This is a genomic window from Spongiibacter sp., from assembly GCF_984394615.1.
Window position 1 is genome coordinate 1 of record NZ_CFHTQA010000010.1, and the last position, 24,801, is coordinate 24,801.

Consider the following 24,801-nt stretch of genomic DNA (forward strand, 5'->3'; position numbering starts at 1 on the left):
CGGTGGCTGAAGGCCTGTCTCTGCAAGAGAGGAGGCGCATTATAGAGACCCAACATAGAGAGTCAACAGTGTTTTTACAGTTTTTTGAATTTTTCTTTAAACGCCTGAAAAACATACAAAAACTGATCAAACACCGCGCAATCTGCTCAGACAATCACCAGAAGCTGATACCTCTTCTTACCCAGCCGGACAACATAGTACTTACCAGCCATCGCAAACGCTTTAGAGAACACCTCCGGCGCACTCATATTCTGATCAATTCCCACCGCCTGTGCATTTACCCATACGGCGTTTCGGCCCAACGCATCTTTAACCTGCTTGCCCGCACCCATTCCCACATCTGCAAGCAACTGGGTAACCGGCTTCTCCGCCAACTCTTCTCGCGCCAACTCGGCCGATGGCAGGCCATCCAAACGCAATTGTTCCAAATCATCGACGGACAGCTCACTCAACTCCCCCGAGAACAGCGCATCCGTAATTCGCTTCGCAGCCGCCAAACCGTCGTCACCATGAATCAACGCTGTCATTTCTTCAGCCAGCACCTGCTGCGCCTGCGGCCGCCCCTGCGCCGCCTCATCTTCCGCTTCTATCTCAGCAATACGATCGAGACCAAGGAAGGTGAAGTAACGCAGGAATTTGTAAACATCGGCGTCTGCCGTGCTCAACCAGAACTGATAAAAGGCATAAGGAGAGGTTTTGGCCGCATCCAGCCAAATGGTTCCTGATTCCGTTTTGCCGAACTTCGTGCCATCCGCCTTGGTCACCAATGGCATGGTGAGACCGTGCACTGCCGATCCGTTCATACGGCGGGCCAAATCGATACCCGCCGTAATATTGCCCCACTGGTCAGAACCACCCAGTTGCAGGGTACAGCCGTGACGTTTATTCAACTCCGCGAAATCCAGCGCCTGAAGCAGGGAGTAGCTGAACTCTGTAAATGAAATCCCTGAGCCTTCGCGATCAATCCGCTGCTTCACCGACTCCTTGGCGATCATACTATTCACGGAGAAGTGCTTACCCACGTCGCGCAGAAACTCCAGCGCAGTCATCGGGCCAAACCAATCCAGATTATTGGCCATCTCGGCGGCGTTATCACCCGATTCAAAATCGACGAAACGGGAGATTTGCGACTTGAGACGCTCCACCCAGCCTGCAACCACATCAGGCGTATTCAACTGACGCTCCTGCGCTTTGAAGCTGGGATCACCAATCAATCCTGTCGCGCCGCCCACCAAGGCAATCGGCTTGTGGCCCGCCTCCTGAAAACGCTTGAGGGCCAGCAACGGCACCAAATGACCGATGTGCAAACTGTCTGCGGTGGGATCGAATCCACAATACAGAGTACGCGGCGCCTCGGAGAGGTAGTCTGACAGGCCGTTTTCGCCTGTCATTTGCGCAACGAGTCCGCGCGCCTCCAGTTCGGCCAGTAACCCGGTATTGAGCCTCGTCATTTCAGAACCTTCTATATATACAGTTGTCTTTAGATCGCCGACGGACATTCAGCTCGGCGCGCATGGCAGGGACCGCCAAGGGCTGAGCAAGATACAACAAGCCCCATCAAAAGGAAACGCGACGCGGCTGACAGACCGGGCGCTAAAAGCTAGAATCTACATGAAGTTTCGGCAAATACGACTTTTGCCACTTTGCGCCTTTGTTATAATGCACAAAATTTCGCCAGCGTCACATTAACCGGATTCAAGATGTTCAACCGCAGTCTAAAACGTCATGCCGAGCCGAAGGACAGCGTCCGCTTTCCGCGTCGACATCTCGCTATTGCCGCTTCAACACTGATTGCGCTGGGCGTTTCATTGCTAATGCTTCCCGGGGAAAATGCCGAAGCCAAGCGCACTGCCATCCCGCTCAATCTGGACCTGACACCGCGCGCGCCTATCGAGTCCCCCGCAGAAGAGACCTACGCGTTCACAGAGCCTGAACAGGAATGGCTGGAAATGGAAGTTCGCCCCGGCGATTCACTATCCAGCATTTTCAGCCGGGCCAAGCTGACACCTCAGGACCTGCATGAGCTGATCAGCACCGCGAAAAAAACAAAGGCGCTTAACACCATACGCCCCGGCCAAAAGCTAGGCTTCCAGGTTGACGACAACGGCAAGCTCAGCGCCATGAGCTTGCAGATCGACAAGCTGAACAGCTTGGTTTATGAACGCGGCGTGACGGGCTTTACGACTACCGAAGTCAGCGAGACTCCGGAAGTGCGCCAGCGCGTCGCCAGCGCTACCATCACCAGCTCACTGTACAAAGCGGCGCAAGATGCCGGGGTCAACCAGAGCATCATTATGGAGCTGGCCAACATCTTCGGCGGGGTACTGGACTTCGTCTACGATGTGCGCAAGAACGATTATTTTATCGTGATCTACGAAGAGCTCTACCTTAATGGCGAGCACCTCGGCAGCGGCCAGATACTTGCGGCACAGTACTTTAACCAGGGCGATTCGTTTGAGGCCTATCGCTACATCAATAAAGAGGGCGATGTGGATTACTTCTCCGAACGTGGAGAAAGCATGCGCAAGGCGTTCCTGAGAGCACCACTGGATTTCACCCGCATCAGCTCACGCTTTGACCCCAAACGCCTGCACCCGGTTTTCAAAACTGTCCGCCCACATCGAGGCATTGATTACGCAGCCTCCCGCGGGACACCGGTCTATGCCGCCGGTGACGGCCGCGTACAGGAAGCCGGCTATTCAAAGGCCAACGGCAACTACGTGTTTATCAAGCATGGCGAAGCTTACGTAACCAAGTACCTCCACCTGCACAAACGCGCGGTGTCCAAAGGCGAGCGTGTTCGACAGCGGGAAACGATTGGCTGGGTCGGCTCAACCGGCTACGCAACGGGACCACACTTGCATTACGAGTTTCTGATGAACGGCGTTCACAGGAACCCGGCAACGATTGTCGACAAGCTCCCGCCGCCCACCAAAGTGAGCCAGGCAGCGATGCCAGACTTCTTGAGCCAGATCAGCGGCCTGCAATTACAACTGCGCACCTACGCAGCACAACGTAACTACGGCAGCGAAGGCTAGTGCCCTCCTCTCAGTATATTGGCCTGATGTGTGGCACCAGCCTCGACGCTATTGATGTCGCACTGATAGAAACCACTCCCGAGATTACACTGCTGGCAGCACAGGATTACCCCTTTCCTCCAGCATTGCGCAGCGATCTGTTAGCGCTGTGCCAGCCCGGCAACGACGAAATAGAAAGGATGGGGCGAGCTGACCGCCAACTCGGCCAGACACTTGCCAAAGCGGTTATCCAGTTCCTTAACGAGCAGTCTATCGAGACCTCTGCGATTGCCGCCATTGGCAGCCATGGCCAGACGATTCGCCACCGGCCAGGCAACGCAAAGCAAGCGTTCGACGACGCCTTCACACTTCAGATTGGCGACCCGAATACCCTCGCGGAAATAACCGGCATCAATGTCGTTGCCGATTTCAGGCGGCGCGATATCTCGGCCGGCGGCCAAGGCGCCCCCCTGGTCCCGGCTTTCCACAAGGCGGCGTTTGGCGACGCATCGCGCGACCGGGTGATCGCCAACATTGGCGGCATGGCTAATATCAGCGTACTGCGTAAAAGCGGTGACGTCAGCGGCTTTGACACTGGTCCGGGAAATATTCTGCTGGACAGCTGGATACAACACTGTAAAAACCGGCACTACGATCGCGATGGCGAATGGGCCTCAACAGGACGTGTTAACAACGCCTTGCTGAAAGGCCTTCTCGACACCCCCTATTACCAACTAGCAGGACCGAAAAGCACGGGCAGAGAAGACTACAACCTTGCAATGATCCAAGCGCAATTATCAGCGCTGGAGGAAATACCCCAAGAAGATGTTCAAGCCACACTGCTTGAACTGACAGCAGTAACTCTCGTTGATGCTATCAGTAAAGAGCATTTATCCGAGCCTGAACTGTATCTATGCGGTGGCGGCGCCCACAATACGGCATTGAGACAGCGAATCGCCGAACTTATGCCGGGAAGCCGAGTTGAAGACACCTCAACGCTGGATATACATCCCAATTGGGTTGAGGCCGCTGCCTTCGCATGGCTCGCCCACGCAACGATGAATGGCATTCACGGAAATGTCCCATGCGTAACGGGCGCCAGGGGCGCCCGTCTATTGGGGGCAATCTACCCCGCCTAAGCACTTTGCATAGCTTAGAATTTATAGCCTACGCTCAGGGTGTACACCATGGGATCTACCTCAATATCCGTAGTCAGCTTATCGCCACTAGAGAACTGAATTTTGGCTTCGGTATCGATATCGATCCAACGTACGGATGCATTGACTAACCAGTGTTCATCAACGTGGTAGTCCACCCCCGCCTGAAGGGCAACACCAATCGAGTCATCCAGTTTCATTTTGCCGTTATTCAGCCCAAGGCTGGCAAATGTCGCTTCCGCCTCGGGGGTCAACTCTTCATCGTAAATGAAGGTGTAGTTAATCCCCGCGCCAACATATGGCTGAAGAGCGCCCAATGGCGAGAAGTGATAGACCGCGCTCAGCGTGGGAGGAAGGTGTTTGAAGTCGGCAACATCCAAGCCTTGGATGTAACCTTTGCCCGATGCGGTATGCTCGAAGGGCTTAGCAGCCAACAGCTCCACACCCCAGTTTTCAGTGAGCATATACTCAACCGTTAAGCCGAGCTGAGTATCGCTATTAATACCAACGGACGAACTTTGCCCTGGCGTCAACAAACCGCCCCCCAGCATCAGCACACTGCCATTCAGCTTAATATCATCACTGTCTTCGCGCGGCTCGACCTGTGTCGCACCAGCACGCACCACCCATTGTCCAGGCTTATAACCCAAGCTATCTGCGAATACCGAGGGGGCAGCAACGGCTGCCGCTAGTGACATCGCTACACTGAGTTTTTTCATTTTGACGTCTCCACGCATGAAATTGTGTGGAAACCATTACAGCGGACGGGAAGTGCAGGGAGATTGATTTAAGTCAGGAAATCGCAGCACGCGCCGAACCAATAGAGAAAATACTGATCCAGCGCAATTTTTTGACGTTTACACAGCGAAAGACGAACCGCAGCCACAGGTGGTTGTCGCATTGGGATTGCTGACAACAAAGCGCGAACCTTCCAGCCCCTCGGTATAGTCAAGCTGGGCGCCCTCAATATACTGATAGCTGAGCGGGTCAACCAGCACAACGACACCGTCTTTTTCTACCAGCGTATCGTCTTCATCAGCCAACTCGTCAAAGGTGAAGCCATACTGAAAGCCGGAGCAGCCACCACCGGTGACAAACACGCGAAGCTTCAGCTCGTCATTGGCTTCGTCTTCCATCAGGTGCCGGACTTTGGCCACGGCCCTGTCGGTTAACTGCAGTACCGACGGCGTAAATTCTTCAACTGCTGACATGTTTCACCTCTTACCTTCGCACGATGCGTGCCCGACAATTATCCTCTTATCCTAGTAAAACAGTCAAGAATTGTCAGGCAGCCCTCACCTCAGGGCAGGAGCGAAATACTGCCCAGCCCCGCTGTCTCTGGCAGACCGAACATCAAATTCATGCACTGAATAGCCTGACCGGAAGCGCCTTTCACCAGATTATCAATCACCGACAGCACCACGACTGTGTTGCGGTTCTGCGGGCGGTGCAGTGCAATACGACAGGTGTTACCGCCGCGCACCGTGCGCGTTTGTGGCAGGCTTCCCAGCGGCATGACATCGACAAAAGGCGCGTCGGCGTAGCGTTTTTCAAACAGGAATTGCAATTCATCCAGACCGACATTCGGGTCGAGCTGTTCGGAGAACAGCGTCGCGTGGATGCCGCGGACCTGCGGCAGCAGGTGGGGAGTAAATGTCAGGTTTACCGCCTCATTCGCCGCAATCGACAGCTCCTGCTCAATCTCGGGTAAATGGCGATGACCGGAAACACCGTAGGCTTTAAAGCTGCCATCCATTTCAGCGAAGAGGTTATCGACCTTGGCCTGACGGCCCGCCCCACTCACACCGGACGCAGCACTCGCGATCAGCCGCTGACTGTCCACCAGCTTCTGCTCCAGCAGCGGAAGAAAACCCAGCTCTACCGCTGTCGGATAGCAGCCAGGGCAGGCGATAAGGCGCGCCGATTTGATCGCCTCGGCATTGGTTTCTGGCAGTCCGTAAACGGCTTCGTCCAGCAATTCCGGGCAAAGATGCTCTTCGTTGTACCACTTGGACCACAGCGCCGCGTCGCGAATTCGAAAATCGGCAGACAGGTCTATCACCCGCGTGCCGGCCGCCAGCAACTCGGGCACCAGCTTCATAGCAACATTGTGGGGCGTGGCGAAGAACACCACATCACAACTGGAGAGAGCCGTCACATCAGGCACGGAAAAACGCAGGTCGCACACACCACGCAGGCTGGGAAACAGTTCATCGACCGCGACACCATCCTCGGCACGGGAGGTGATCATCGCCACTTCCGCATCGGGGTGCCCTGCGATCAAGCGAAGCAACTCAGCGCCTGTGTAGCCTGTTCCGCCTACAATTCCTACCTTTACCACGCGACCTCCTATGACTTGTTTGTGGGCAATGAGTCAGCGTCCTCGCTGTCATTGCGCTTCTCTTTCAACAGATGTTCCCAGCTTCGCACCAGGTCTTTCGCCAGCACATGATAGACCGGCTCGGGCATCACCAATTTGGAAACCACTGTCGCCGCCAACGCACTCACCATCAGTACCGGTAGTATATCGTGATTGTTCCCGGTTAACTCCAGCACGATAACAAATGCGGTGATAGGCCGCTGTACCACACCGGCAAAATAACTGGCCATCCCCACCAGAATTAGAGATACCGGCGGCACAGAGGGAAACAGCGAACTCATCGACGCCCCAAACTCGGCGCCTGCCGCCAGGCTTGGCGAAAAAATACCACCGGGAATACCACTGAAATACGTGATCATGGTGGCAATAACGCGACCGAATGCGGTCCACCAACTGCCTTCTGCCTCCATCGCCAGCAGGGCTTTTGCCTCGACATAACCGCTGCCCATGGTCGCGCCATCTGAGAGCAGCCCCATCACCGCCAGCAACAAGCCAATCACCATGGCGACGACCAGAGGCTGCTTCAGCACCAGCGGCCCGACAGCCCGACTGCCCTCCACTAGGAAGAAACTGAACAAGCCACCCAACAAACCGCAGATCAGACTGGCCACGATAATAAACGGATAATCCTGAAGCGGCAGCGCCGTAATATCGGGTACGCCAAAGTAGCTGTAGTGGCCAGCAAACATCAGCACCACGATCCCCGACAGGATAATTGCCATAATCAGCGTGCCTGTGGTCCGCGCCTCCATGGACTGTTGCAGCTCTTCAATGGCAAAGACGATCCCGGCCAACGGCGCATTAAAAGCTGCCGACACCCCCGCCGCCCCTCCCGCAACAATCAAGCTGCTTTCAATTTGCTTTTGCTTGAGTCGCGCCCAGCACCCAAAGCGGTACATCAACGCCGCTCCGACATGAACACTCGGCCCCTCCCGCCCCACCGTCGCGCCAACAAGCAGCGCTGCGCAAGTAAGCAGCACCTTCAATGTGGCTACCGGCAACGACAAAAATGGACCGCGCAACCAGTGATAACTCTGCTTGTGGACCAACAGCACCTGCGGAATACCGCTGCCCCTAGATGCCTTGCCCATGCGATTCATCAACCAGACAATGGCCATCATGCCGAGCGGGGTAATCACCAAAAAGGCATAGGGATATTGCTGATGTGCGTGCTCAAATAGACTGAAACTCTCTTCCGACAGCCAGGCAAAACCCTGAATAACCAGACCGACCGTCAGCGCACCCAACCAAAATACCGCTCGGGTTTTCCAATCCTCCAGGGTCCCCAATTGGCGGCGGGTATGTCGGCGATTCAACAGCCACCACAGGCGCAAGCGGCGGCGCATTGATCCAGTGTGGCGGTATTTCATAACGGCAAAGCCCGAGAAGAATCGAGGAGTCTGAAGACGGTGGCCCGACGTACATGATGTACTGGGCCATCCCAGTTAGATGCCAACTATTGTATGCTAAACCCTCGCATCTACCCAATACACCTGGCTTAACGGAAGTACCTCACCCATGCTCTGGCTCAAGGCTTTTCACATCATTGCCGTCGTTTGCTGGTTTGCCGCCCTGTTCTATCTTCCTCGACTGTTCGTCTATCACGCGATGTCTGAAGACACCGCAAGCAGAGAACGCTTCAAAATCATGGAGCGTAAACTCGCCAGAGGTATCGCAACGCCCTCCGCTATTGCCACCGTTCTGCTCGGCGGCTGGCTGTTTACATTGAATCCCGACTATTACCTATCCGCCGGTTGGTTCCATGCCAAGATGAGCCTTATCGCAGCGCTGATTGTGTACCACGTGATATGCCTTCGCATGGTCAAGCAATTTGCCAACGACGCAAACACCCGGGGGCACGTCTTCTATCGCTGGTTTAACGAAGCTCCCGTGCTCGTTCTGGTAGGCGTCGTTATCCTGGCAGTCGTCAAACCTTTCTGAACTCTTACACCCAACCAAAACCACAAAGAGGCAAGCCCTATCGTTAATCACGCTCCCCATTCTGCGGTCAAAGGCATTTACCATGACGGCCATTGAGAACCTGGCGAATCAATTTGCCAACACAATGTGGGGAACACCGATGCTGCTCTTGCTGGTGGGCGGCGGACTGTTTCTGACCCTTTACTCACGGCTGCAATGTTTCCGGTTTTTACCGCATGCCATCGCGATTCTTCGCGGCAGGTATGACGACCCTCAAGCACCCGGCCAAATCAACCACGCGCAAGCGCTATCGACCGCCTTATCCGGCACACTGGGCCTTGGCAATATCGCCGGCGTTGCGATTGCTATCAGCACCGGTGGCCCCGGCGCCATTTTCTGGATGTGGGTGACGGCAATTGTCGGCGTCTCAACCAAATTCTACACTGCATCATTGGCCGTGATGTTCCGAGGCCAAGACGACAATGGCTTGCAGCGGGGCGGTCCCATGTACGTTATCCGCGAGGGCCTTGGGAGAAAGTGGCAACCGCTGGCAGTGATATTTGCGATAGCCGGCATGCTGGGAACACTGCCGCTATTTCAAGCCAACCAGCTACTCAGCCTGCTGGAAACAGCTATCACCGCAGGCAATCCCCTCAGCGATCAACAGTCCACATTCCTGCGGCTCACCAGCAGCATCGTGCTCGCTGTGCTGGTTGCACTCGTCGTCGCGGGCAAAATAACCCGCATAGGCGCACTCACCGTTCGTCTTGTTCCCAGCATGGTCGCTCTCTACTTGGGGGTCACGGTTATCGCCATTGCTGAACACGCTGACCGACTGCCCGGAATATTCGCACTGATTTTATCCGATGCGTTTTCCGGCAACGCTATCGCCGGAGGCACACTCGGAAGCATGATCATGATCGGCGTCAGGCGCGGCGCCTTCTCCAACGAGGCGGGCATCGGCACAGAATCGATGGCACATGGCGAAGCGAAAACCCATGAACCTGTTCGGGAGGGGCTCGTTGCGATGGTTGGCCCGCTCATTGACACCTTACTGGTCTGCACCTGCACGGCACTGCTGATTCTATTGACCGGGGTATGGCAGCAGGCAGAGGGCATTACCGGGGTCAATATGACCGCTGCCGCGATGGCGACGCTCTTCCCAAGTACCGGTCAAGGGCTGCTGCTTATAATGGTGGCATTACTGAGTTTCAGTACGATGGTATCGTTCTGGTTCTACGGCGCCAAATGTGCAGATTTTCTATTCGGCAGTGACAAGCAGCGCTACTACACGATCTTTTATATCAGCCTTATCGTGGTTGGCAGCCTGGCGTCGCTGAACGTAATCAATGCTTTTTTAATCGGCGTATATGCCGTCATGGCCTTTCCAACCATGATCTCTACGCTTGCGCTCGCGCCACGGGTCAACGCGGCAGCCAGAGACTATTTTAAGCGCCTGCGCCAAAACCGCTGACAACGGGATGGCCTGTCGGCGCCAATGCCGAGATAATAGGCGACAGACAGATTTAGGAGTTCTCATGTCAACGACTCAAACCTCGTTAAACGACACGCTTTTCCAGGCGGCCCAGCAGCACATTCCAGGCGGGGTAAACAGCCCGGTTCGCGCCTTCAAAGCCGTCGGCGGTACCCCCCGGTTTATTGATCGCGCGGAAGGCGCCTATATTTTCGATGTCGACGGCAAGCGCTACATCGACTATGTGCTGTCCTGGGGCCCTATGCTGCTGGGACACGCCTATGCTCCAGTGGTGAACGCAGTAACCGAGCAGATTAAGAAAGGGCTGAGTTTTGGCGCTCCGACGGAGATCGAAACCCGGCTAGCCGACAAACTCTGCGATATCGTGCCCGGTATGGACATGGTACGCATGGTCAACTCCGGTACCGAAGCCACGATGAGTGCGATTCGCCTCGCCCGGGGCGCGACAGGTCGAGACAAAATCATCAAGTTCGAGGGCTGCTACCACGGCCACTCAGACTCCCTGCTAATCAAAGCTGGCTCCGGTGCTCTGACTTTCGGCGTGCCCAGCTCCCCCGGCGTGCCTGCCGCACTGGCGGAACATACCGTCACACTCAGCTATAACGACATTGACGGTGTAAAAGCGGCCTTCGAACAGTTCGGTAACGAGGTGGCCTGTGTCATTGTTGAGCCCGTCGCGGGCAACATGAACTGCGTCCCGCCGCTCCCAGGCTTCCTCGAATGCCTGCGCCAGTGCTGCGACGACTACCAAAGTGTCCTGATTATTGACGAGGTCATGACCGGCTTCCGCCTCGGCCTGACCGGAGCACAAGGCCACTATGGCGTGACTGCCGACATTACCTGTCTGGGCAAAGTCATTGGCGGAGGCATGCCGGTCGCCGCCTTTGGCGGTCGCCGGGATATTATGGAACAGCTGGCGCCCAGCGGTCCGGTCTATCAAGCCGGCACACTGTCGGGAAACCCGGCGGCGATGGCAGCGGGCCTGGCAATGATCGACGCAATTTCTCAACCCGGCTTTTACGAGCAACCCTTTGCCCGCACTCAACAACTGATTGACGGTCTGCACGAGCGGGCTGCCGCCGCCAATATTCCGCTCAGCAGCAATCATGTGGGCACCATGTTCGGCATCTTCTTTACGGACGAAGCGAAAATCACCAATTATCAACAGGTAATGGCCTGCAATACCGAGCGCTTCAATCGCTTCTTCCACGGTATGCTCGATGGCGGCGTGTATCTTGCCCCGGCCTCTTACGAAGCCGGCTTCCTGTCAGCCGCGCACACGGAAGCCGATATCCAGCAGACCCTGGATGTAGCCGAGCAGGTTTTCGCCAACCTCGACTGATCAGACATTCGCACAGGATTCAAAAGCATGAGCATTTCACTTCACCGCGGCCCCTTCCCCGGCACACGCATGCGGCGCCTGCGCGCCAACGACTTCAGTCGCCGCCTCAGCCGCGAGAACAGCCTCAGCGTCAATGACCTGATCTATCCGATGTTTGTTCATGAAGGACAGAACACCAGGGAAAAGGTTGCCTCCATGCCCGGCGTCGAGCGTCTGAGCATCGACCTGCTGGCGAAAGAAGCGAAAGAACTCGCCGAGCTTGGCATCCCCGCCATCGCCCTGTTCCCCGTTGTCGGCGACAACGGGAAATCGCTGATGGCAGAAGAAGCCTACAACCCAGACGGTCTGGCCCAGCGCGCGATCAAGGCCATTAAAGATGCCGCCCCGGAGATTGGCGTTATTACCGATGTGGCTCTCGATCCCTACACCACCCACGGGCAGGACGGCATCATCGATGACAAGGGCTATGTACTGAACGACGTCACCAAAGACGTGCTCTGCCAGCAGGCCCTCGCACAGGCCGATGCGGGCGCCGATGTTGTCGCCCCGTCCGACATGATGGATGGTCGTATTGGCGCGATTCGCGAGGTGCTGGAACAGGCCGGCCATGTGAATACCTGCATCCTCAGCTATGCGGCCAAATATGCATCGAGCTATTACGGCCCGTTCCGCGACGCAGTGGGTTCTTCAGGCAATCTCGGCAGTGGTAACAAATACAGCTACCAGATGGACCCCGGTAACAGCGACGAAGCCTTACATGAATGCGCCTTAGATCTCGCCGAGGGCGCCGACATGATCATGGTCAAACCCGGCATGCCCTATCTCGACGTGGTCCGCCGCGTAAAAGATGAACTGGCTGTGCCGACCTATGCGTATCAAGTCAGCGGCGAATACGCCATGCACTGCGCCGCCTTTGAAAATGGCTGGCTGAGCCGCGAAGCGGTGATCCTGGAGTCTCTGCTGTCGTTCAAGCGTGCGGGCGCCGATGGCATTTTGACCTATTTTGCGAAAGAAGCGGCAATATTACTCAAGCGATGACCTTTACCCTGTCACAGTGAAGACTTATTGTTCAGACAGAATCACGACAAAATGACTTCACGGGGGAGAACAACATGAAAAAACAACTTCTGGCGATGGCCGTATTGGCTGGCGCGGCCAGCGTCACCCAGGCTGATATCATCGGCGCTTCAGCAGGCGCCTACTACTGGAAGCAAAGCTGGGACGGCGATGTACAATCCGGCCCCGACTCCATCGACACCAAGAAAGACCTGGGCTACGACGAAGACAACGGCAACAGCATTTACGTTGCGCTCGAGCACCCGGTCCCGGTGCTGCCAAATATCCGCCTGCAGCGTACCGACATCGAGATTTCCGAGAGCAATCAGCTGTCACGCAACTTCACCTTCGAAGGTGACACTTACACCGTAGCCGACACCGTCGATTCAACTACCGACCTGACCCACACCGACGCCACCTTCTACTACGAGCTGCTCGACAACTGGGTCAACCTGGACCTCGGCCTGACCGTGCGTATGTTTGACGGCGAAGTTCGACTGGCGACCACTGGCCGCGAAGGCAGTATCGAGCTGGATGCGCCTGTTCCCATGCTCTACGCCAACGCGCGCTTTAACCTGCCGCTGACCGGCCTGTACGCTCAAGCAGTGGGCAACGTCATCAGCGTCAGCGATAACAGCGTGACCGATCTGGCCGTCGGCATCGGCTACGAAGTGGCCGTTGTATCACTGGAAGCCGGTTATCGCAGCTTCGACGTGTCACTGGAAGACGACGATGAAGAAGCTGGCATCACCGTTGACGGCGTCTATTTCGGCATTAACATCGATATTTAATCGATGTCCGGGCGGCCCGAGCCAGAGGCTCGGCGCTGCCCAAGAACTTGAATCCCCACCCCGCGCACCGTACATTGACATCACCGTTTTCGCCTAGATGTCACCATGCGCCTACTCGCTTTTCTCTCGTTTTTCAGTCTCAGTCTTCCCGCTGCAGCGGCCTGTAGCTGTCTCTGGCAGGGCCCCTTTGCCGAGGTGTATGCCGACAGCGACCTGCTCGCGCAAGTCAGCGTGGTCAGCCAGCAGGGAAATAGCGCAGACTTACAGATCGACACACTGATCGCGGGCAAGGAGTACCAGCCCCAGATCCGACTGTGGGGGGACACTGGTGAACTCTGCCGCCCGGAAATCAGCGACTTCCCCGTTGGCAGCCAGTGGATTGTCGCCTTGCAGCGCATTGATGAGGTTCCCGACGACGGCTTCAATCCCTTCAAGCCAAATATCAGTTATGGAAGAAAGGGAGACTACTCACTGTCGAGCTGCGGGGTCTATTGGCTACCGGTCAAAGGCGGGCGGGTATCCGGCAATATTCTCAGCGCAACGCGCTGGCAGTACCTCGACCCCAAAAAAACGCCCGTTATTCTGTCGCTCTTCATGGACTGGCTGAACGGTGAAGCAGACGATCAAACGCTGGCGGAAGCGGTGCGCCCACAGTCACAATCACGACAACTGCTGAACAACACCAAAATGTTTTTATGGCAGCTTGAGCGGGACGAGGCCCAATAACTCATCAAGCATCGCCAGCGACATGCCCCAAATACGTCGCCCACCATAGAAATAGCAAGGCAAATCCAACGCCAAACGCCCGCGCCGCCACTCCATACGCTCTCGGTTTGAGTGGTCAGCAATAAAACTCAGCGGCACCCACAGGGCTTCCGCCACTTCATCATGCTTTGGCTCGGGCGTTACCGGCGTGTGCAAATGGAAAACATAGGGCGAGACCACCATTGGGCGCTTTCCGGAATGAGGCCGACTGACCAGGTCGGAAAGACGACCAATACAGTGCCCGGCCTTCTCGACATCAATGTTCAATTCTTCCAGAGTCTCGCGGTAGGCGGTGCGAATGCCGGTAAGATCGTCGGCATCCATACGCCCTCCGGGGAAAGCCATATGCCCTGACCAAGGATCACCGTCCCTCTCGGCTCGCTTGATCATCAGCACCTCGAGCTGGTCATCGCGCTCACGCAGCACCAGCGCCACCGCTGAGCGCTTGACCCAACGTCGCCACCACCGGCGCTTCATCCGCGAGGACTTCAGCGCATCAACAAGTTCACCAAGCGTTATACGCGGCGCTGTATCGCTCAACTTACTTCCCACGTGCCCTAACCATATAATACCCGCAGACGCTCAACAGCCTTCTCCAACTGGGCCATACCGGTTGTATAGGCAAATCGCACATGCTGCTCTGCGCGATGGCGCCCGAAATCCGCCCCCGGTGTGATGGCAATGCCATGTTCCTCCAGCAACTCCAGGCAAAATTGCTGACTGTTGTTGGAGAACCTGTCGATCCCCGCATATAAATAGAACGCCCCGGCCGGGCAGTGCGGAATGGAGAAGCCCAGCTCACAGAGCGCGGGATAGAGGAAATCCCGGCGACGGGCAAACTCGTCCCGCCGCGCATTCAAAATAGCCCGGCACTCCGGCGTAAACGCTGCCAACGCGCCGTACTGAGACATGGTGGACATGGAAATAAAGAGGTTTTGCGCCAATTTCTCCAGATGCGGCACCGCCCACTCGGGCGCCACCAGCCAACCCAGCCGCCAGCCCGTCATACCGAAATATTTAGAGAAGCTGTTGATCACAAACGCCTCATCCGTCAGCGACAGAATACTCGGCGCGTCTTCACCAAAACTGAGACCGTGGTAAATTTCGTCGACAATCAGGTGGCCCTGCCGCTGCTGGCATAAGTCAAACAATCCCTGCAACTGCGCGCGGCTGAGAATTTCGCCGCTGGGGTTGGCGGGCGACGCCACCATTACGCCCTTGGTATTCGACTGCCAATGCGCCGCAGCAAGCTCGGCATCCAACTGATAGCGCTGCTCTGGCCCCACTGGCACCAACTGCCCCTCGCCTTCTACCAAGCGCAAGAAATGCCGATTACAGGGGTAACCGGGATCGGTCATCAACATGCCGTCACCGGGGTTAATCAGCAGGCCAGCCAGCAACAGCAGTGCGCCGCTGGCACCAGGGGTGATCATGATTTGCGAGGGCGAGATATCCAGACCGTAATCACTGCGGTAGTAATCAGATAACGCCTGCCGCAGCTGGGGAATTCCCGCTGCCGGGCTGTACTGGGTTTCACCGCGCTCAAGCGCCTGCTGAGCCGCGCGAATAATGGGCTCTGCGGTGCTGAAGTCCGGCTCACCCGCCGCCATATGAATAATGTCTCGTCCCTGCTGCTCAAGCTGCTTGGCGCGGGTCAGCACCTCAACAACCCTGAAGGGCTCAATATCGGCAAGGCGCTCGGCAATGACTGGTGCCACTCTATGCATCCTCCAAACTGGCAAGCTGGCTAGTGTACCAGCGCCACTGCGGTACAGGCAGTCGTCCAAACACGTTTTTCTGTAGCGTCTACACTACTTATCTGGTAGTTTTGCCGGTTTCGCGGCACGCGGTTGGTGTCGCGCGCATCCGCAGTCTGCGGTAAACGGCTTGTTAATAAATGAGGGCCAAGCATGCCTGCAAAGGACACAGCACAAGAAAGCCTTAAAACCTTTACTCCCTACGTCCCCAAAAAGGGCGAGGAGTATATGAATGAGGCGCAAAAAGACCACTTCCGCAAGATTCTGTACAACTGGAAGTCCGAGTTGATGGAAGAGGTTGACCGCACCGTAACCCATATGAAGGACGAGGCTGCCAACTTTCCTGACCCGGCGGACCGCGCCACACAGGAAGAAGAGTTCAGCCTGGAGCTGCGCACCCGCGACCGCGAGCGCAAACTGATCAAGAAGATTGACGCCACGCTCGACCTGATCGACGAAGACGACTACGGCTTCTGCGAAACTTGCGGCGTTGAAATCGGCATTAAACGACTGGAAGCGCGCCCTACAGCGACCTTGTGCATCGACTGCAAAACACTGGACGAAATCAAAGAGCGCCAAGAGCGCGGTTGATTCACGGGCGGCGAAAGCCGCCCGCCTTCGTTACATGTCAGTCATTCCCAAGACCGACTATATTGGTCGCTTTGCTCCCTCTCCCACCGGCCCGTTGCATTTGGGCTCTTTGTGCACCGCGCTCGCCAGCTACCTCGACGCCCGCGCCCATCGCGGCCAATGGTTGCTGCGCATTGAAAACCTTGACCCCCCGCGGGAACAGGAAGGCGCCGACAAACTCATCATCGACGCCCTTCAGGCCCACGGCCTCCACTGGGACGGCGGCATTCTCTGGCAAAGCAATCGGCACGCTGCGTACGCCGATGCTCTGGAGCAGCTGCTGGACCAGGGAGATGCCTTTTATTGCAGTTGCTCCCGCGCACAACTGGCTGAACATGACGGCATTCACCGCGGAGATTGTATTGCCGAACTGAACCCCAATGATGCCGCCGTGCGGTTACGGGCCAACAGCCGCCGCTACGACATACCCGACCGCCACCTGGGAGCCCAGCACTGCTGCCCAGCCGATGGTGGTGATGTTGTCCTGCGGCGCCGGGATGGCTTGTTCGCCTATCAACTCGCTGTTGTGGTCGATGACGCCTTCAGCGGCATTACCGACATCGTACGCGGCAGCGACCTGCTGGATTCAACCGCCTGGCAATGGCAACTGCAATCCTGCCTAGACTTTCCTCACCCACGCTATCTGCACTTGCCACTGCTGGTTGACGCTCAGGGCGACAAGCTCAGCAAGCGCAGCTATGCCCCCGCTCTGGACAACGATCAGGCAGAACAAAACCTGCGGCTCGCGCTCCGCTACCTCGGCCAGCCGGCTCCGCCCGACCAAACCTCGCTGGACGCCCTGCTGCGCTGGAGTACAGAGCACTGGCAAGTCGAGCAACTCCCCAAGGCGGCGATTATCGCCGACTGACGCAGCAGCCTTTGCAGTTTGGGCAGGCCGCAGTGATAATTCCCTCACCGATTACCGCAAAGCCCTGATCATGCGCCTGCTATCACCACCACTATTACTGCTGCTCTGCTTCTTACTCGTCTTTATGCCAACGCTGAACCATTGGCTGTACGAAAGTGGCAACGCCTGGTACCGCCTGCACCTGCTATGGCTGGCGGTAATCGTATTCGTATTCATTAACCAGCACCGGAGTCGCAAGCGGGATGTTTGATGTCAATGTGCTGCTGCTCGCGGCCCTGGCTTACCTGCTGGCGCTATTTGCCATCGCTTACGCCGGAGAGCGCGGCCTGCTGCCACGCAGCCTGACGCAACACCCCATAGTCTATGTGCTCTCCCTGGGCGTGTACGCCAGCGCTTTCGCCTTCTATGGCGTTACCGGTCTTGCCCAAAGCTATGGACTGGGCTATCTCAATTACTATCTCGGCCTGTCGGCAGCCCTGTTCTTGCTGCCAGTCATCATTGCGCCGCTGCACCACATCTGCAAAACCTATCAACTCAACTCCCTGGCCGACCTGCTGAGCTTCCGCTTTCGCAGCCAGTGGGTCGGCTCACTCACAACCGCCTTCTGCAGTATTGCGATGTGGCCACTGCTCGCGATGCAGATCCAAACGGTGTCAGATGCCATCGCCATGCTTACCCCTGAAAACGGGCAGAACAGCATGCGCCCTGTTTCTGCGCTGCTTTTCTGCCTCATTATCAGCCTGTTCACCATTCTGTTTGGCTCCCGCAACCTGTCGTCGCGAGATACCCACCGCGGCCTCGTTACAGCATTGGCCTTTGAGTCACTGATCAAGCTGATTGCTTTTCTGGTATTGGGGGCGGCTGCCGTACTGGGCATTTTCGGCGGATGGGATGATATGCAGAACTGGCTGAACACGCAGGGCGGCGTCATTCAGCAGCTACAACAAAGCAGCAAAGACGACTATTCCCGCATGATGCTGGTACTGTTCTTTGCCGCCGCACTGTGCATGCCGCACGTGTTCCATATGCTGTTTGCTGAAAACCCCAGCCGCAAGAAACTGTTTACCGCGAGCTGGGGGCTGCCGCTGTACCTGCTGCTGCTCAGTCTGCCGGTATTACCAATGTTGTGGGCCAGCCAGGCGATCGGCAACGACGGCAGTGGCGACTACGCCGCCCTCGCGCTGCTTCAGTATTTCAATGACCCAGCCCTGTCATTACTGGTATTTATCGGCGGGATTTCAGCCGCCAGCGGCGCCATCATTGTGGCCACACTGGCCATTGCCTCCATGAGTCTCAACCATATCATCCTGCCGCTTCACAGCCCCCGCCGCAAAGACATCGACATCTATAGCTGGCTACTCTGGACCCGCAAGATCCTGATTTTCGCGACCATTTTATTGGGCTACCTGCTTTATATCCTGATCCCCGAGCGTCACACCCTCAGCGCACTGGCGGTCATTGCGGTTGCCGGCTGCGCGCAGTTCCTGCCGGGGCTATTGGCCGTCATGTACTGGCCCGATGCCAATCGCAAAGGCTTCATCGGCGGATTGCTGGCTGGCTTTGCGCTGTGGGTATGCGGGCTGCTCGCTCCCGCACTGGGCATTGATACCCCGGCATTCATCCTTGCGCTACCGGGCGTGGAAGGCTCTCAAAGTGAGCGCTGGCTCGCGATCTCTACACTGTCCCTCGGTGCCAATATGCTGGTGCTGATCGTCGTATCACTGCTCACCGAAACCTCGAAAGAAGAAAGGAGCACCGCCGAAGCCTGTGCACTGGACGACCTGAACCGTCCGGGACGACAAGCACTCAACTTAAGTAGCGCGCGAGAAATGCGCAGCCGTTTGGCGGAAATATTGGGCCGCGCGGCCGCCGATAAAGAGTTCAACCGCGCACTGACCGAACTGCAGCTGGATGACAATGAAACCCGCCCCTATGCACTGCGACGCATCCGCGATCGCATTGAGGTCAACCTGTCCGCCCTGCTCGGCCCGTCGATTGCACGCCGGGTAATCGACCGCAGCCTGCCCTACGCGGCCAGCCTGATGGGCGAGGGCGAAGATATTAACTACATCGAAGACCGACTGGAGCACTATCAGACTCACCTGACTGGTCTGGCCGCCGACCTTGACGGCCTGCGCCGCTATCACCGCCAGACCCTGGAGAATCTTCCTACCGGCGTCTGCGCATTGGCCAGCGACCGGGAAATTCTGCTATGGAATAAAAGCATGACGGCCATTACCGGCATTCCCGGCAGCGCCATCATCGGCTCAAGTACAGACGGCCTCCCCCCGATGTGGCGCCGCCTTCTCGATGACTTTATCCGCAGCGAGGATGAGCACTGGAGCAAAGCGGGCATTGAATTGGAAGCCCAGCATCATTGGCTCAACCTGCACAAAACCGCCTCCCAGATGCCCGGCCGCGATGAGCTGATTATCGTCGTGGAAGACATTACCGAAACCCAACTACTGGAGAAGGAACTGGCACACCAGGAACGCTTGGCCTCAATTGGCCGCCTAGCTGCCGGCGTAGCCCACGAAATCGGCAATCCAGTTACCGGCATTGCCAGCCTTGCACAAAACCTGCGCTACGAGACTGACGACCCGTTCCTGCTGGAGAGTGCCGAGCAGATTGTTAAACAGACTCAGCGCATTACCAGCATTGTGCAAAGCTTGGTCAACTTCGCACATAGCGGGCGGGAAGAACCAACACGCGCCAAAGAGGCCGTTTGCATAAAACAGTGTATTGATGAAGCCATTGCCCTGTTGCAGCTAGACCGCGAAGCCGACCAAGTGATCTTCCTCAACCACAGTCCCGCCGAGCTATTCGTCGCGGGCGACCAGCAGCGACTGATGCAGGTATTTATCAACCTACTGACCAACGCCCGCGACGCCAGCCCACCGGGCGCCAGCATTCGCATCGAAGGTGCGCCAATCGATGAGCAACGCGCTCACATTCGGGTAATAGACCAGGGCAGCGGCATTGACCAAAACCTGATTGAACAAATCTTCGAGCCGTTTTTTACCACCAAGGAACCCGGCAAGGGAACCGGCCTGGGATTGGCGCTGGTCTACCGTATTATCGACGACCTGGGTGGTGATATCAGCGTTGAAAGCCCGGTCGACGTAGGCCCACACCCCGGCAGCTGTTTCCATATCCACCTGCCGCTCGCCTGCCAGATCGGCACCGGGCAGCAGCACTGAGTCCCCACACGCTGTATGGAATTATCGCGCCGGACGCGTTATGTTGTTCGGCTGTATAGCTGGCCTGAAACTGAGGGAGTTCCCAATGCCCCGCATTCTGATCGTTGAAGATGAAGACGTTATCCGTATGGCGCTGCGGCGCCTGCTGGAGCGCAACGATTACGAAGTGGATGAAGCGGGCTCCGTGCAGGAAGCGGTTGAGCAGTTCGATCTTGACAGCTACCAGCTGCTAATCAGCGACCTGAGACTCCCCGGCGCGCCTGGCACAGAGCTTATCAGCCAAACGGAGAGCCCTGTACTGATTATGACCAGCTACGCCAGTCTGAAGTCAGCGGTTGACTCGATGAAAAAAGGCGCGATTGACTACATCGCGAAACCTTTCGACCACGATGAGATGATTGATACCGTCGCGAGAATTATCAGCGACACCGAAAGTGGACCGGCCACAAGCACGGCAAAGCGCGCTGGCAATAACGCCAGCAGCATGGGCATGATCGGCAACTGCAAACCTATGCAGAAGCTCTATGAGCACATTCGCCGTGTCGCCCCGACCGACACCACCGTGCTGGTTCACGGCGAAACCGGCACCGGTAAAGAACTGGTCGCCCGCGCCATCCACAGTCAGAGCAAGCGCGCCAGTAAAGCGATTGTTTGCGTGAACTGCGCAGCGATCCCAGAGACCCTGATCGAATCCGAGTTGTTCGGCTACGAGAAAGGCGCCTTCACCGGCGCTAACGCCAACCGCATTGGCCTGATAGAAGCCGCCGATGGCGGAACACTGTTTCTGGACGAAATCGGCGAATTGCCCCTGGAAGCCCAGGCCCGCCTGCTGCGCTTTATTCAAGAAGACGAAATCCGCCGTATCGGCGCGGTGGAATCGAGCAAGGTGGATGTACGACTGATCTGCGCCACCCACCGTGACCTTAAAGAGATGGCCCACAACGGCCGCTTTCGGGAAGACCTCTACTACCGCATCAACGTCATGAAACTCGAGCTGCCCCCGCTTCGCGAGCGCGGCAAGGACATTCTTGAGATTGCAGAGACCCTGCTGAAGCAACGCTGCGAGGCCCTCGGTCGCCCGTTGCTTAAGTTCAGTCCCAAGGCGATCCAAGCGATTACCACCTATGTGTGGCCGGGCAACATCCGCGAGCTGGAAAACGCCGTCGAGCGCGCCGTTATCCTCTGCGAAGGTGAGGAGATCGATAATGAGCTGCTGGATATCGACCTCGAGCTGGTCGATATCAGCCAGATTCGCGGCCGCAAACCGGAGCGAAGCCGCAGCAGCGCCGTCGAGCGAAAAGAGAACCGCGCCAGCCGTGTGCGCAGCTCCGACCCGATTGAAGATCTCTCACTGGAGGACTATTTCCAGCGCTTTGTACTTGAGCACCAGGACAGCATGAGCGAAACAGAACTGGCCCAGAAACTTGGGGTCAGCCGCAAGTGCCTGTGGGAACGCCGTCAGCGACTGGGCATCCCCCGGAAAAAAAGCGCACGCTCAGGAAACAACTGACACAGCCGTTACCGGGACCCAGCCAACGTAACAACTTGCGTTTAGTACGGTAACAAAGCCCTATAAAAGCACCAACACACAGAACCCCAAAAAACAGCTAAGCTACTGAAAAATAAAGAAATACCAAAGTTGGCACGCAGAATGCTTATATAGCGATCAAAGAAGAATAAAAACCAAAAATAAAAATAACAAAACGCGAACAATAACAATAATAGACGAAGCAAAGAGACCTGGGTGGGGAAGACATTGTTTTCCCCTTCTTCATTTTAGGACTCTGAAAAAACCCCACCTCCTCCACCCCCAGCAGCTTGTGCTAGAATGCCCGCTTTGCCGATCAGGCCAAATCAGGACCAACGAGCGCAATACCGTGTCAGGACTCTGGAAAAAACTCACCAGCAAGTTAGGTCGCTCCAATCAGGCTCCTCACGGACCCACGGTGATTCCCCGCGATGAGCACTGTGTTTCCCGCCGCCTGATCAGCGACAGTGCCCTTAAAGTCATTCACCGCCTCAACCAGGCCGACCATGAAGCCTATCTCGTCGGCGGCGGAGTCAGAGACCTGTTACTGGGCGGCGAGCCCAAGGACTTCGACGTTGCGACCGACGCCACCCCCGAGGAAGTTCGAGCGCTGTTCCGCAACAGCCGCATTATCGGTCGGCGTTTCCGTATTGTTCACGTGCGCTTCGGACGCGAAGTCATCGAAGTGACGACTTTCCGAGGCAATCACGACGCCCCCCAGACAAACAGCAAGGCCAAAGCCAAGCACTCTGCACGCAACGAGTCCGGCATGCTGCTGCGCGACAACGTGTACGGCAGCATGGATGAAGACGCACTGCGGCGCGACCTCAGTATCAATGCGCTGTACTACTCGAGTCGGGATTTTGCCGTCTATGATTTTGTCGGCGGGCTGGACGATCTGAACAATCGGCTGGTTCGCATTATTGGCGACCCGGAAACCCGCTATCGAGAAGATCCCGTGCGCATGCTGCGCGTGGTGAGATTTGCCGCCAAGCTGGACTTCGATATCGAGGCAAACACCGAGGCACCGCTCACCAAACTCGCTCCTCTCCTCGAAGACATTGCGGCGGCGCGGATGTTCGATGAAGTGCTGAAGCTGTTTATGAATGGTCGCGCACTGCAAACCTATGCATTAATGCAGCGCTATGGGCTCTTTGCGCCACTGTTTCCGGCAACCCAGCGACTGCTGGACACGCAGTCGCCGGCGACGACAGAACTGATTCATCAGGGGCTGGCCAATACCGACGCCCGCATTCAGGAAGGCAAACCCGTCACCCCCGCCTTCCTGTACGCCATCCTGCTGTGGCCGGTTGTGAAACAATTGCATCAAGAGCTACTGGATGACGGCGTGCCCCCCATTCCTGCTCTGCATCAGGCGGCAGAGCGCTGCCTTCACAAACAACAGCAACGCGTTGCAATTCCCAAGCGCTTCTCACTCCCGATGCGCGACATCTGGGAGCTCCAGCTGCGCTTCGAAAAGCAGTCAGGCAAACGTGCAGCCCAGCTGGTTGAGAATCGCTATTTCCGAGCCGGTTATGACTTTCTACTACTTCGGGAACAGGCCGGCGAAGTGGAAGGCCAGCTAAGTCAATGGTGGCAGGCGTTTTATGAGGCCCAACCCGACACCCGGCAAGGCATGCAGCAGCATGCGCAGGACGACAGTGATCGCGAGCGTCGTCCGCGTCCACGCCGCCGTCGACGCAGACCCCGTAAAGACACATGATACGCAGTTATATTGCCTTAGGCAGTAATCAGGGAGCCCCTCTGGCGCAGATTTACGGCGCACTGAATGCCCTGAAGCGCCTGCCGGGGAGTCGGCTGACCGCATACTCCCGCCTCTATGGCAGCCGGGCCATCGGCCCTGGGCAGCAAGATTCCTACATCAATGCTGTGGCAGCGATCGACACAGCACTGAGCCCCGATGAACTGCTTACCGCACTTCAAGCGATCGAGGCCCAGCACGGGCGACAGCGGGACATACGCTGGGGACCGCGAACTCTGGACCTGGACATACTCAGCTACGGCGACCGGGAGATTAACAACGAACGCCTGAATATCCCGCACCCGCGCGCAGGGGAGCGGCGCTTCGTCCTGCTGCCGCTGGCAGAGCTGGACACGGCGTTGGCCGCAACGCTGTGCCAGAGCGCGGAACACCTGCTCCCACCCGGCGATGACGATCTTTGGCTAATAGAAGATAGCGAGCAGAACCGACATGCTGAATGAGCCGCTATTCAAATCGGCGAACCCGCCGCGCTATATTGCGATAGAGGGGCCGATCGGGGTTGGCAAGACAACCCTGATGCAGCGCCTGTCGGCATCACTGGAATACTCTCCAGTACCGGAGGGCGCTGAAGAAAATCCTTTCCTCGAACGGTTTTACGACAACCGTCGTCACGGCGCGCTGGCCGCGCAGCTGTTTTTCCTGTTCCAACGCAGCCAGCAGCTTGGCGAACTGCATCAGAACGAACTATTCGGGCAGGGATACATCGCTGACTATCTGTTCCAGAAGGACCCGCTGTTCGCCCGCCTGACGCTGGACAACAATGAGCTGGAACTGTATCAGAAGGTCTATCAGCAGATCGCTGTGGACGTTCCGACCCCGGATCTGGTGATATACCTGCAAGCACCAGCCAAGGTATTGAAGGAGCGAGTCCAGCAACGAGGCATTGCCTTTGAGCGCAACATCGACCTTCGCTATCTGGAACAGGTTAACGAAGCCTACAGCGAGTTCTTTTTCGACTACCAGGCGTCTCCACTGCTGATCGTTAACGCTGAAGAGATCGATTTCGCCCACAATGACCGCGACTATCAGCAATTACTCGACTACTTGCTGGAAATTCGCAGCGGACGCCATTATTTTAACCCGACTTTTTTCTGAGTCTCCGCGAGGCCAAG

23 protein-coding genes are annotated in these 24,801 nt (G+C 56.8%); 16 read left to right on the plus strand and 7 right to left on the minus strand.

The features are described from left to right. Positions 1–146: 146 nt before the first annotated feature. Complete coding sequence (tyrS, locus tag AC5DB9_RS05745) at positions 147–1,451, minus strand: tyrosine--tRNA ligase (RefSeq protein WP_272991532.1); 1,305 nt, start codon at positions 1,449–1,451, stop codon at positions 147–149. A gap of 249 nt (positions 1,452–1,700) precedes the next feature. Here tyrS and AC5DB9_RS05750 point away from each other — a divergent pair, with 249 nt between their 5' ends. Together AC5DB9_RS05750 and AC5DB9_RS05755 are read left to right on the plus strand one after the other, a co-directional pair. Then, positions 1,701–3,038: a peptidoglycan DD-metalloendopeptidase family protein gene (locus tag AC5DB9_RS05750; RefSeq protein WP_272991533.1), complete on the plus strand. Its 1,338-nt coding sequence runs from the start codon at positions 1,701–1,703 to the stop codon at positions 3,036–3,038. After that, positions 3,038–4,156, plus strand: coding sequence for an anhydro-N-acetylmuramic acid kinase (locus tag AC5DB9_RS05755; RefSeq protein ID WP_272991534.1), 1,119 nt, complete (start codon positions 3,038–3,040; stop codon positions 4,154–4,156). Before AC5DB9_RS05750 ends, AC5DB9_RS05755 begins: the two co-directional genes overlap by 1 nt. Positions 4,157–4,170: 14 nt before the next feature. On the opposite strand, the gene AC5DB9_RS05760 is transcribed toward AC5DB9_RS05755, so the two are convergent. From AC5DB9_RS05760 to AC5DB9_RS05775, 4 genes are all read right to left on the minus strand, one after another. Next, positions 4,171–4,893 (minus strand): OmpW/AlkL family protein, encoded by a 723-nt coding sequence (locus AC5DB9_RS05760; RefSeq protein ID WP_272991535.1) that lies wholly within the window; start codon positions 4,891–4,893, stop codon positions 4,171–4,173. 138 nt (positions 4,894–5,031) lie between these two features. Then, positions 5,032–5,385 carry an iron-sulfur cluster insertion protein ErpA gene (gene erpA, locus AC5DB9_RS05765; RefSeq protein ID WP_022959387.1) on the minus strand — a complete coding sequence of 118 codons (354 nt, stop codon included), beginning with the start codon at positions 5,383–5,385 and terminating at the stop codon, positions 5,032–5,034. Between the two features lie 89 nt (positions 5,386–5,474). Further along, a complete protein-coding gene (gene argC / locus AC5DB9_RS05770; protein WP_272991537.1) occupies positions 5,475–6,515 on the minus strand; it encodes an N-acetyl-gamma-glutamyl-phosphate reductase in 1,041 nt (346 codons plus the stop codon). An 8-nt stretch (positions 6,516–6,523) separates the two neighbouring features. Continuing rightward, positions 6,524–7,924, minus strand: coding sequence for a chloride channel protein (locus AC5DB9_RS05775; RefSeq protein ID WP_272991538.1), 1,401 nt, complete (start codon positions 7,922–7,924; stop codon positions 6,524–6,526). A gap of 148 nt (positions 7,925–8,072) precedes the next feature. On the opposite strand from AC5DB9_RS05775, the gene hemJ reads away from it, so the two are divergent. The 6 genes from hemJ to AC5DB9_RS05805 all read left to right on the plus strand — a co-directional run bounded on the left by hemJ (position 8,073) and on the right by AC5DB9_RS05805 (position 13,884). Beyond that, a complete protein-coding gene (hemJ, locus tag AC5DB9_RS05780) occupies positions 8,073–8,495 on the plus strand; it encodes a protoporphyrinogen oxidase HemJ (protein ID WP_022959384.1) in 423 nt (140 codons plus the stop codon). 82 nt (positions 8,496–8,577) lie between these two features. Continuing rightward, complete coding sequence (locus tag AC5DB9_RS05785) at positions 8,578–9,948, plus strand: alanine/glycine:cation symporter family protein (RefSeq protein ID WP_272991539.1); 1,371 nt, start codon at positions 8,578–8,580, stop codon at positions 9,946–9,948. 64 nt (positions 9,949–10,012) lie between these two features. Continuing rightward, positions 10,013–11,311, plus strand: a complete 1,299-nt coding sequence (gene hemL, locus AC5DB9_RS05790) for a glutamate-1-semialdehyde 2,1-aminomutase (protein ID WP_022959382.1) — start codon at positions 10,013–10,015, stop codon at positions 11,309–11,311. Between the two features lie 27 nt (positions 11,312–11,338). Next, positions 11,339–12,349, plus strand: a complete 1,011-nt coding sequence (hemB, locus tag AC5DB9_RS05795) for a porphobilinogen synthase (protein WP_272991540.1) — start codon at positions 11,339–11,341, stop codon at positions 12,347–12,349. Between the two features lie 74 nt (positions 12,350–12,423). Beyond that, complete coding sequence (locus tag AC5DB9_RS05800; RefSeq protein ID WP_272991542.1) at positions 12,424–13,158, plus strand: TIGR04219 family outer membrane beta-barrel protein; 735 nt, start codon at positions 12,424–12,426, stop codon at positions 13,156–13,158. 105 nt (positions 13,159–13,263) lie between these two features. Continuing rightward, positions 13,264–13,884, plus strand: coding sequence for a hypothetical protein (locus AC5DB9_RS05805; protein WP_272991543.1), 621 nt, complete (start codon positions 13,264–13,266; stop codon positions 13,882–13,884). Here the strand turns inward: AC5DB9_RS05805 and AC5DB9_RS05810 are convergent. Both AC5DB9_RS05810 and AC5DB9_RS05815 read right to left on the minus strand, forming a co-directional pair. After that, positions 13,852–14,463 carry an NUDIX hydrolase gene (locus tag AC5DB9_RS05810; RefSeq protein WP_051151272.1) on the minus strand — a complete coding sequence of 204 codons (612 nt, stop codon included), beginning with the start codon at positions 14,461–14,463 and terminating at the stop codon, positions 13,852–13,854. The two genes, AC5DB9_RS05805 and AC5DB9_RS05810, sit on opposite strands and share 33 nt — an antisense overlap. 17 nt (positions 14,464–14,480) lie before the next feature. Further along, positions 14,481–15,641 carry a pyridoxal phosphate-dependent aminotransferase gene (locus AC5DB9_RS05815; protein WP_272991544.1) on the minus strand — a complete coding sequence of 387 codons (1,161 nt, stop codon included), beginning with the start codon at positions 15,639–15,641 and terminating at the stop codon, positions 14,481–14,483. Positions 15,642–15,833: 192 nt separating this feature from the next. On the opposite strand from AC5DB9_RS05815, the gene dksA reads away from it, so the two are divergent. The 8 genes from dksA (at position 15,834) to AC5DB9_RS05855 (ending at position 24,784) form a co-directional block, all read left to right on the plus strand. Beyond that, positions 15,834–16,271: an RNA polymerase-binding protein DksA gene (gene dksA, locus AC5DB9_RS05820; protein WP_022959376.1), complete on the plus strand. Its 438-nt coding sequence runs from the start codon at positions 15,834–15,836 to the stop codon at positions 16,269–16,271. 34 nt (positions 16,272–16,305) lie between these two features. After that, positions 16,306–17,178, plus strand: a complete 873-nt coding sequence (gene gluQRS, locus AC5DB9_RS05825) for a tRNA glutamyl-Q(34) synthetase GluQRS (protein WP_272991545.1) — start codon at positions 16,306–16,308, stop codon at positions 17,176–17,178. 70 nt (positions 17,179–17,248) lie between these two features. Beyond that, positions 17,249–17,428 (plus strand): hypothetical protein, encoded by a 180-nt coding sequence (locus AC5DB9_RS05830; RefSeq protein ID WP_022959374.1) that lies wholly within the window; start codon positions 17,249–17,251, stop codon positions 17,426–17,428. Beyond that, a complete protein-coding gene (locus AC5DB9_RS05835) occupies positions 17,421–20,378 on the plus strand; it encodes an ATP-binding protein (protein WP_272991547.1) in 2,958 nt (985 codons plus the stop codon). The genes AC5DB9_RS05830 and AC5DB9_RS05835 overlap by 8 nt, the downstream gene beginning before the upstream one ends. Positions 20,379–20,463: 85 nt before the next feature. Beyond that, positions 20,464–21,888: a sigma-54-dependent transcriptional regulator gene (locus tag AC5DB9_RS05840; protein ID WP_022959372.1), complete on the plus strand. Its 1,425-nt coding sequence runs from the start codon at positions 20,464–20,466 to the stop codon at positions 21,886–21,888. Between the two features lie 367 nt (positions 21,889–22,255). Beyond that, a complete protein-coding gene (pcnB, locus tag AC5DB9_RS05845) occupies positions 22,256–23,629 on the plus strand; it encodes a polynucleotide adenylyltransferase PcnB (RefSeq protein WP_037508484.1) in 1,374 nt (457 codons plus the stop codon). Then, positions 23,626–24,129, plus strand: coding sequence for a 2-amino-4-hydroxy-6-hydroxymethyldihydropteridine diphosphokinase (gene folK, locus AC5DB9_RS05850; protein WP_272991548.1), 504 nt, complete (start codon positions 23,626–23,628; stop codon positions 24,127–24,129). Before pcnB ends, folK begins: the two co-directional genes overlap by 4 nt. After that, a complete protein-coding gene (locus AC5DB9_RS05855; protein WP_022959369.1) occupies positions 24,119–24,784 on the plus strand; it encodes a deoxynucleoside kinase in 666 nt (221 codons plus the stop codon). The genes folK and AC5DB9_RS05855 overlap by 11 nt, the downstream gene beginning before the upstream one ends. The last annotated feature ends 17 nt before the right edge of the window (positions 24,785–24,801 follow it).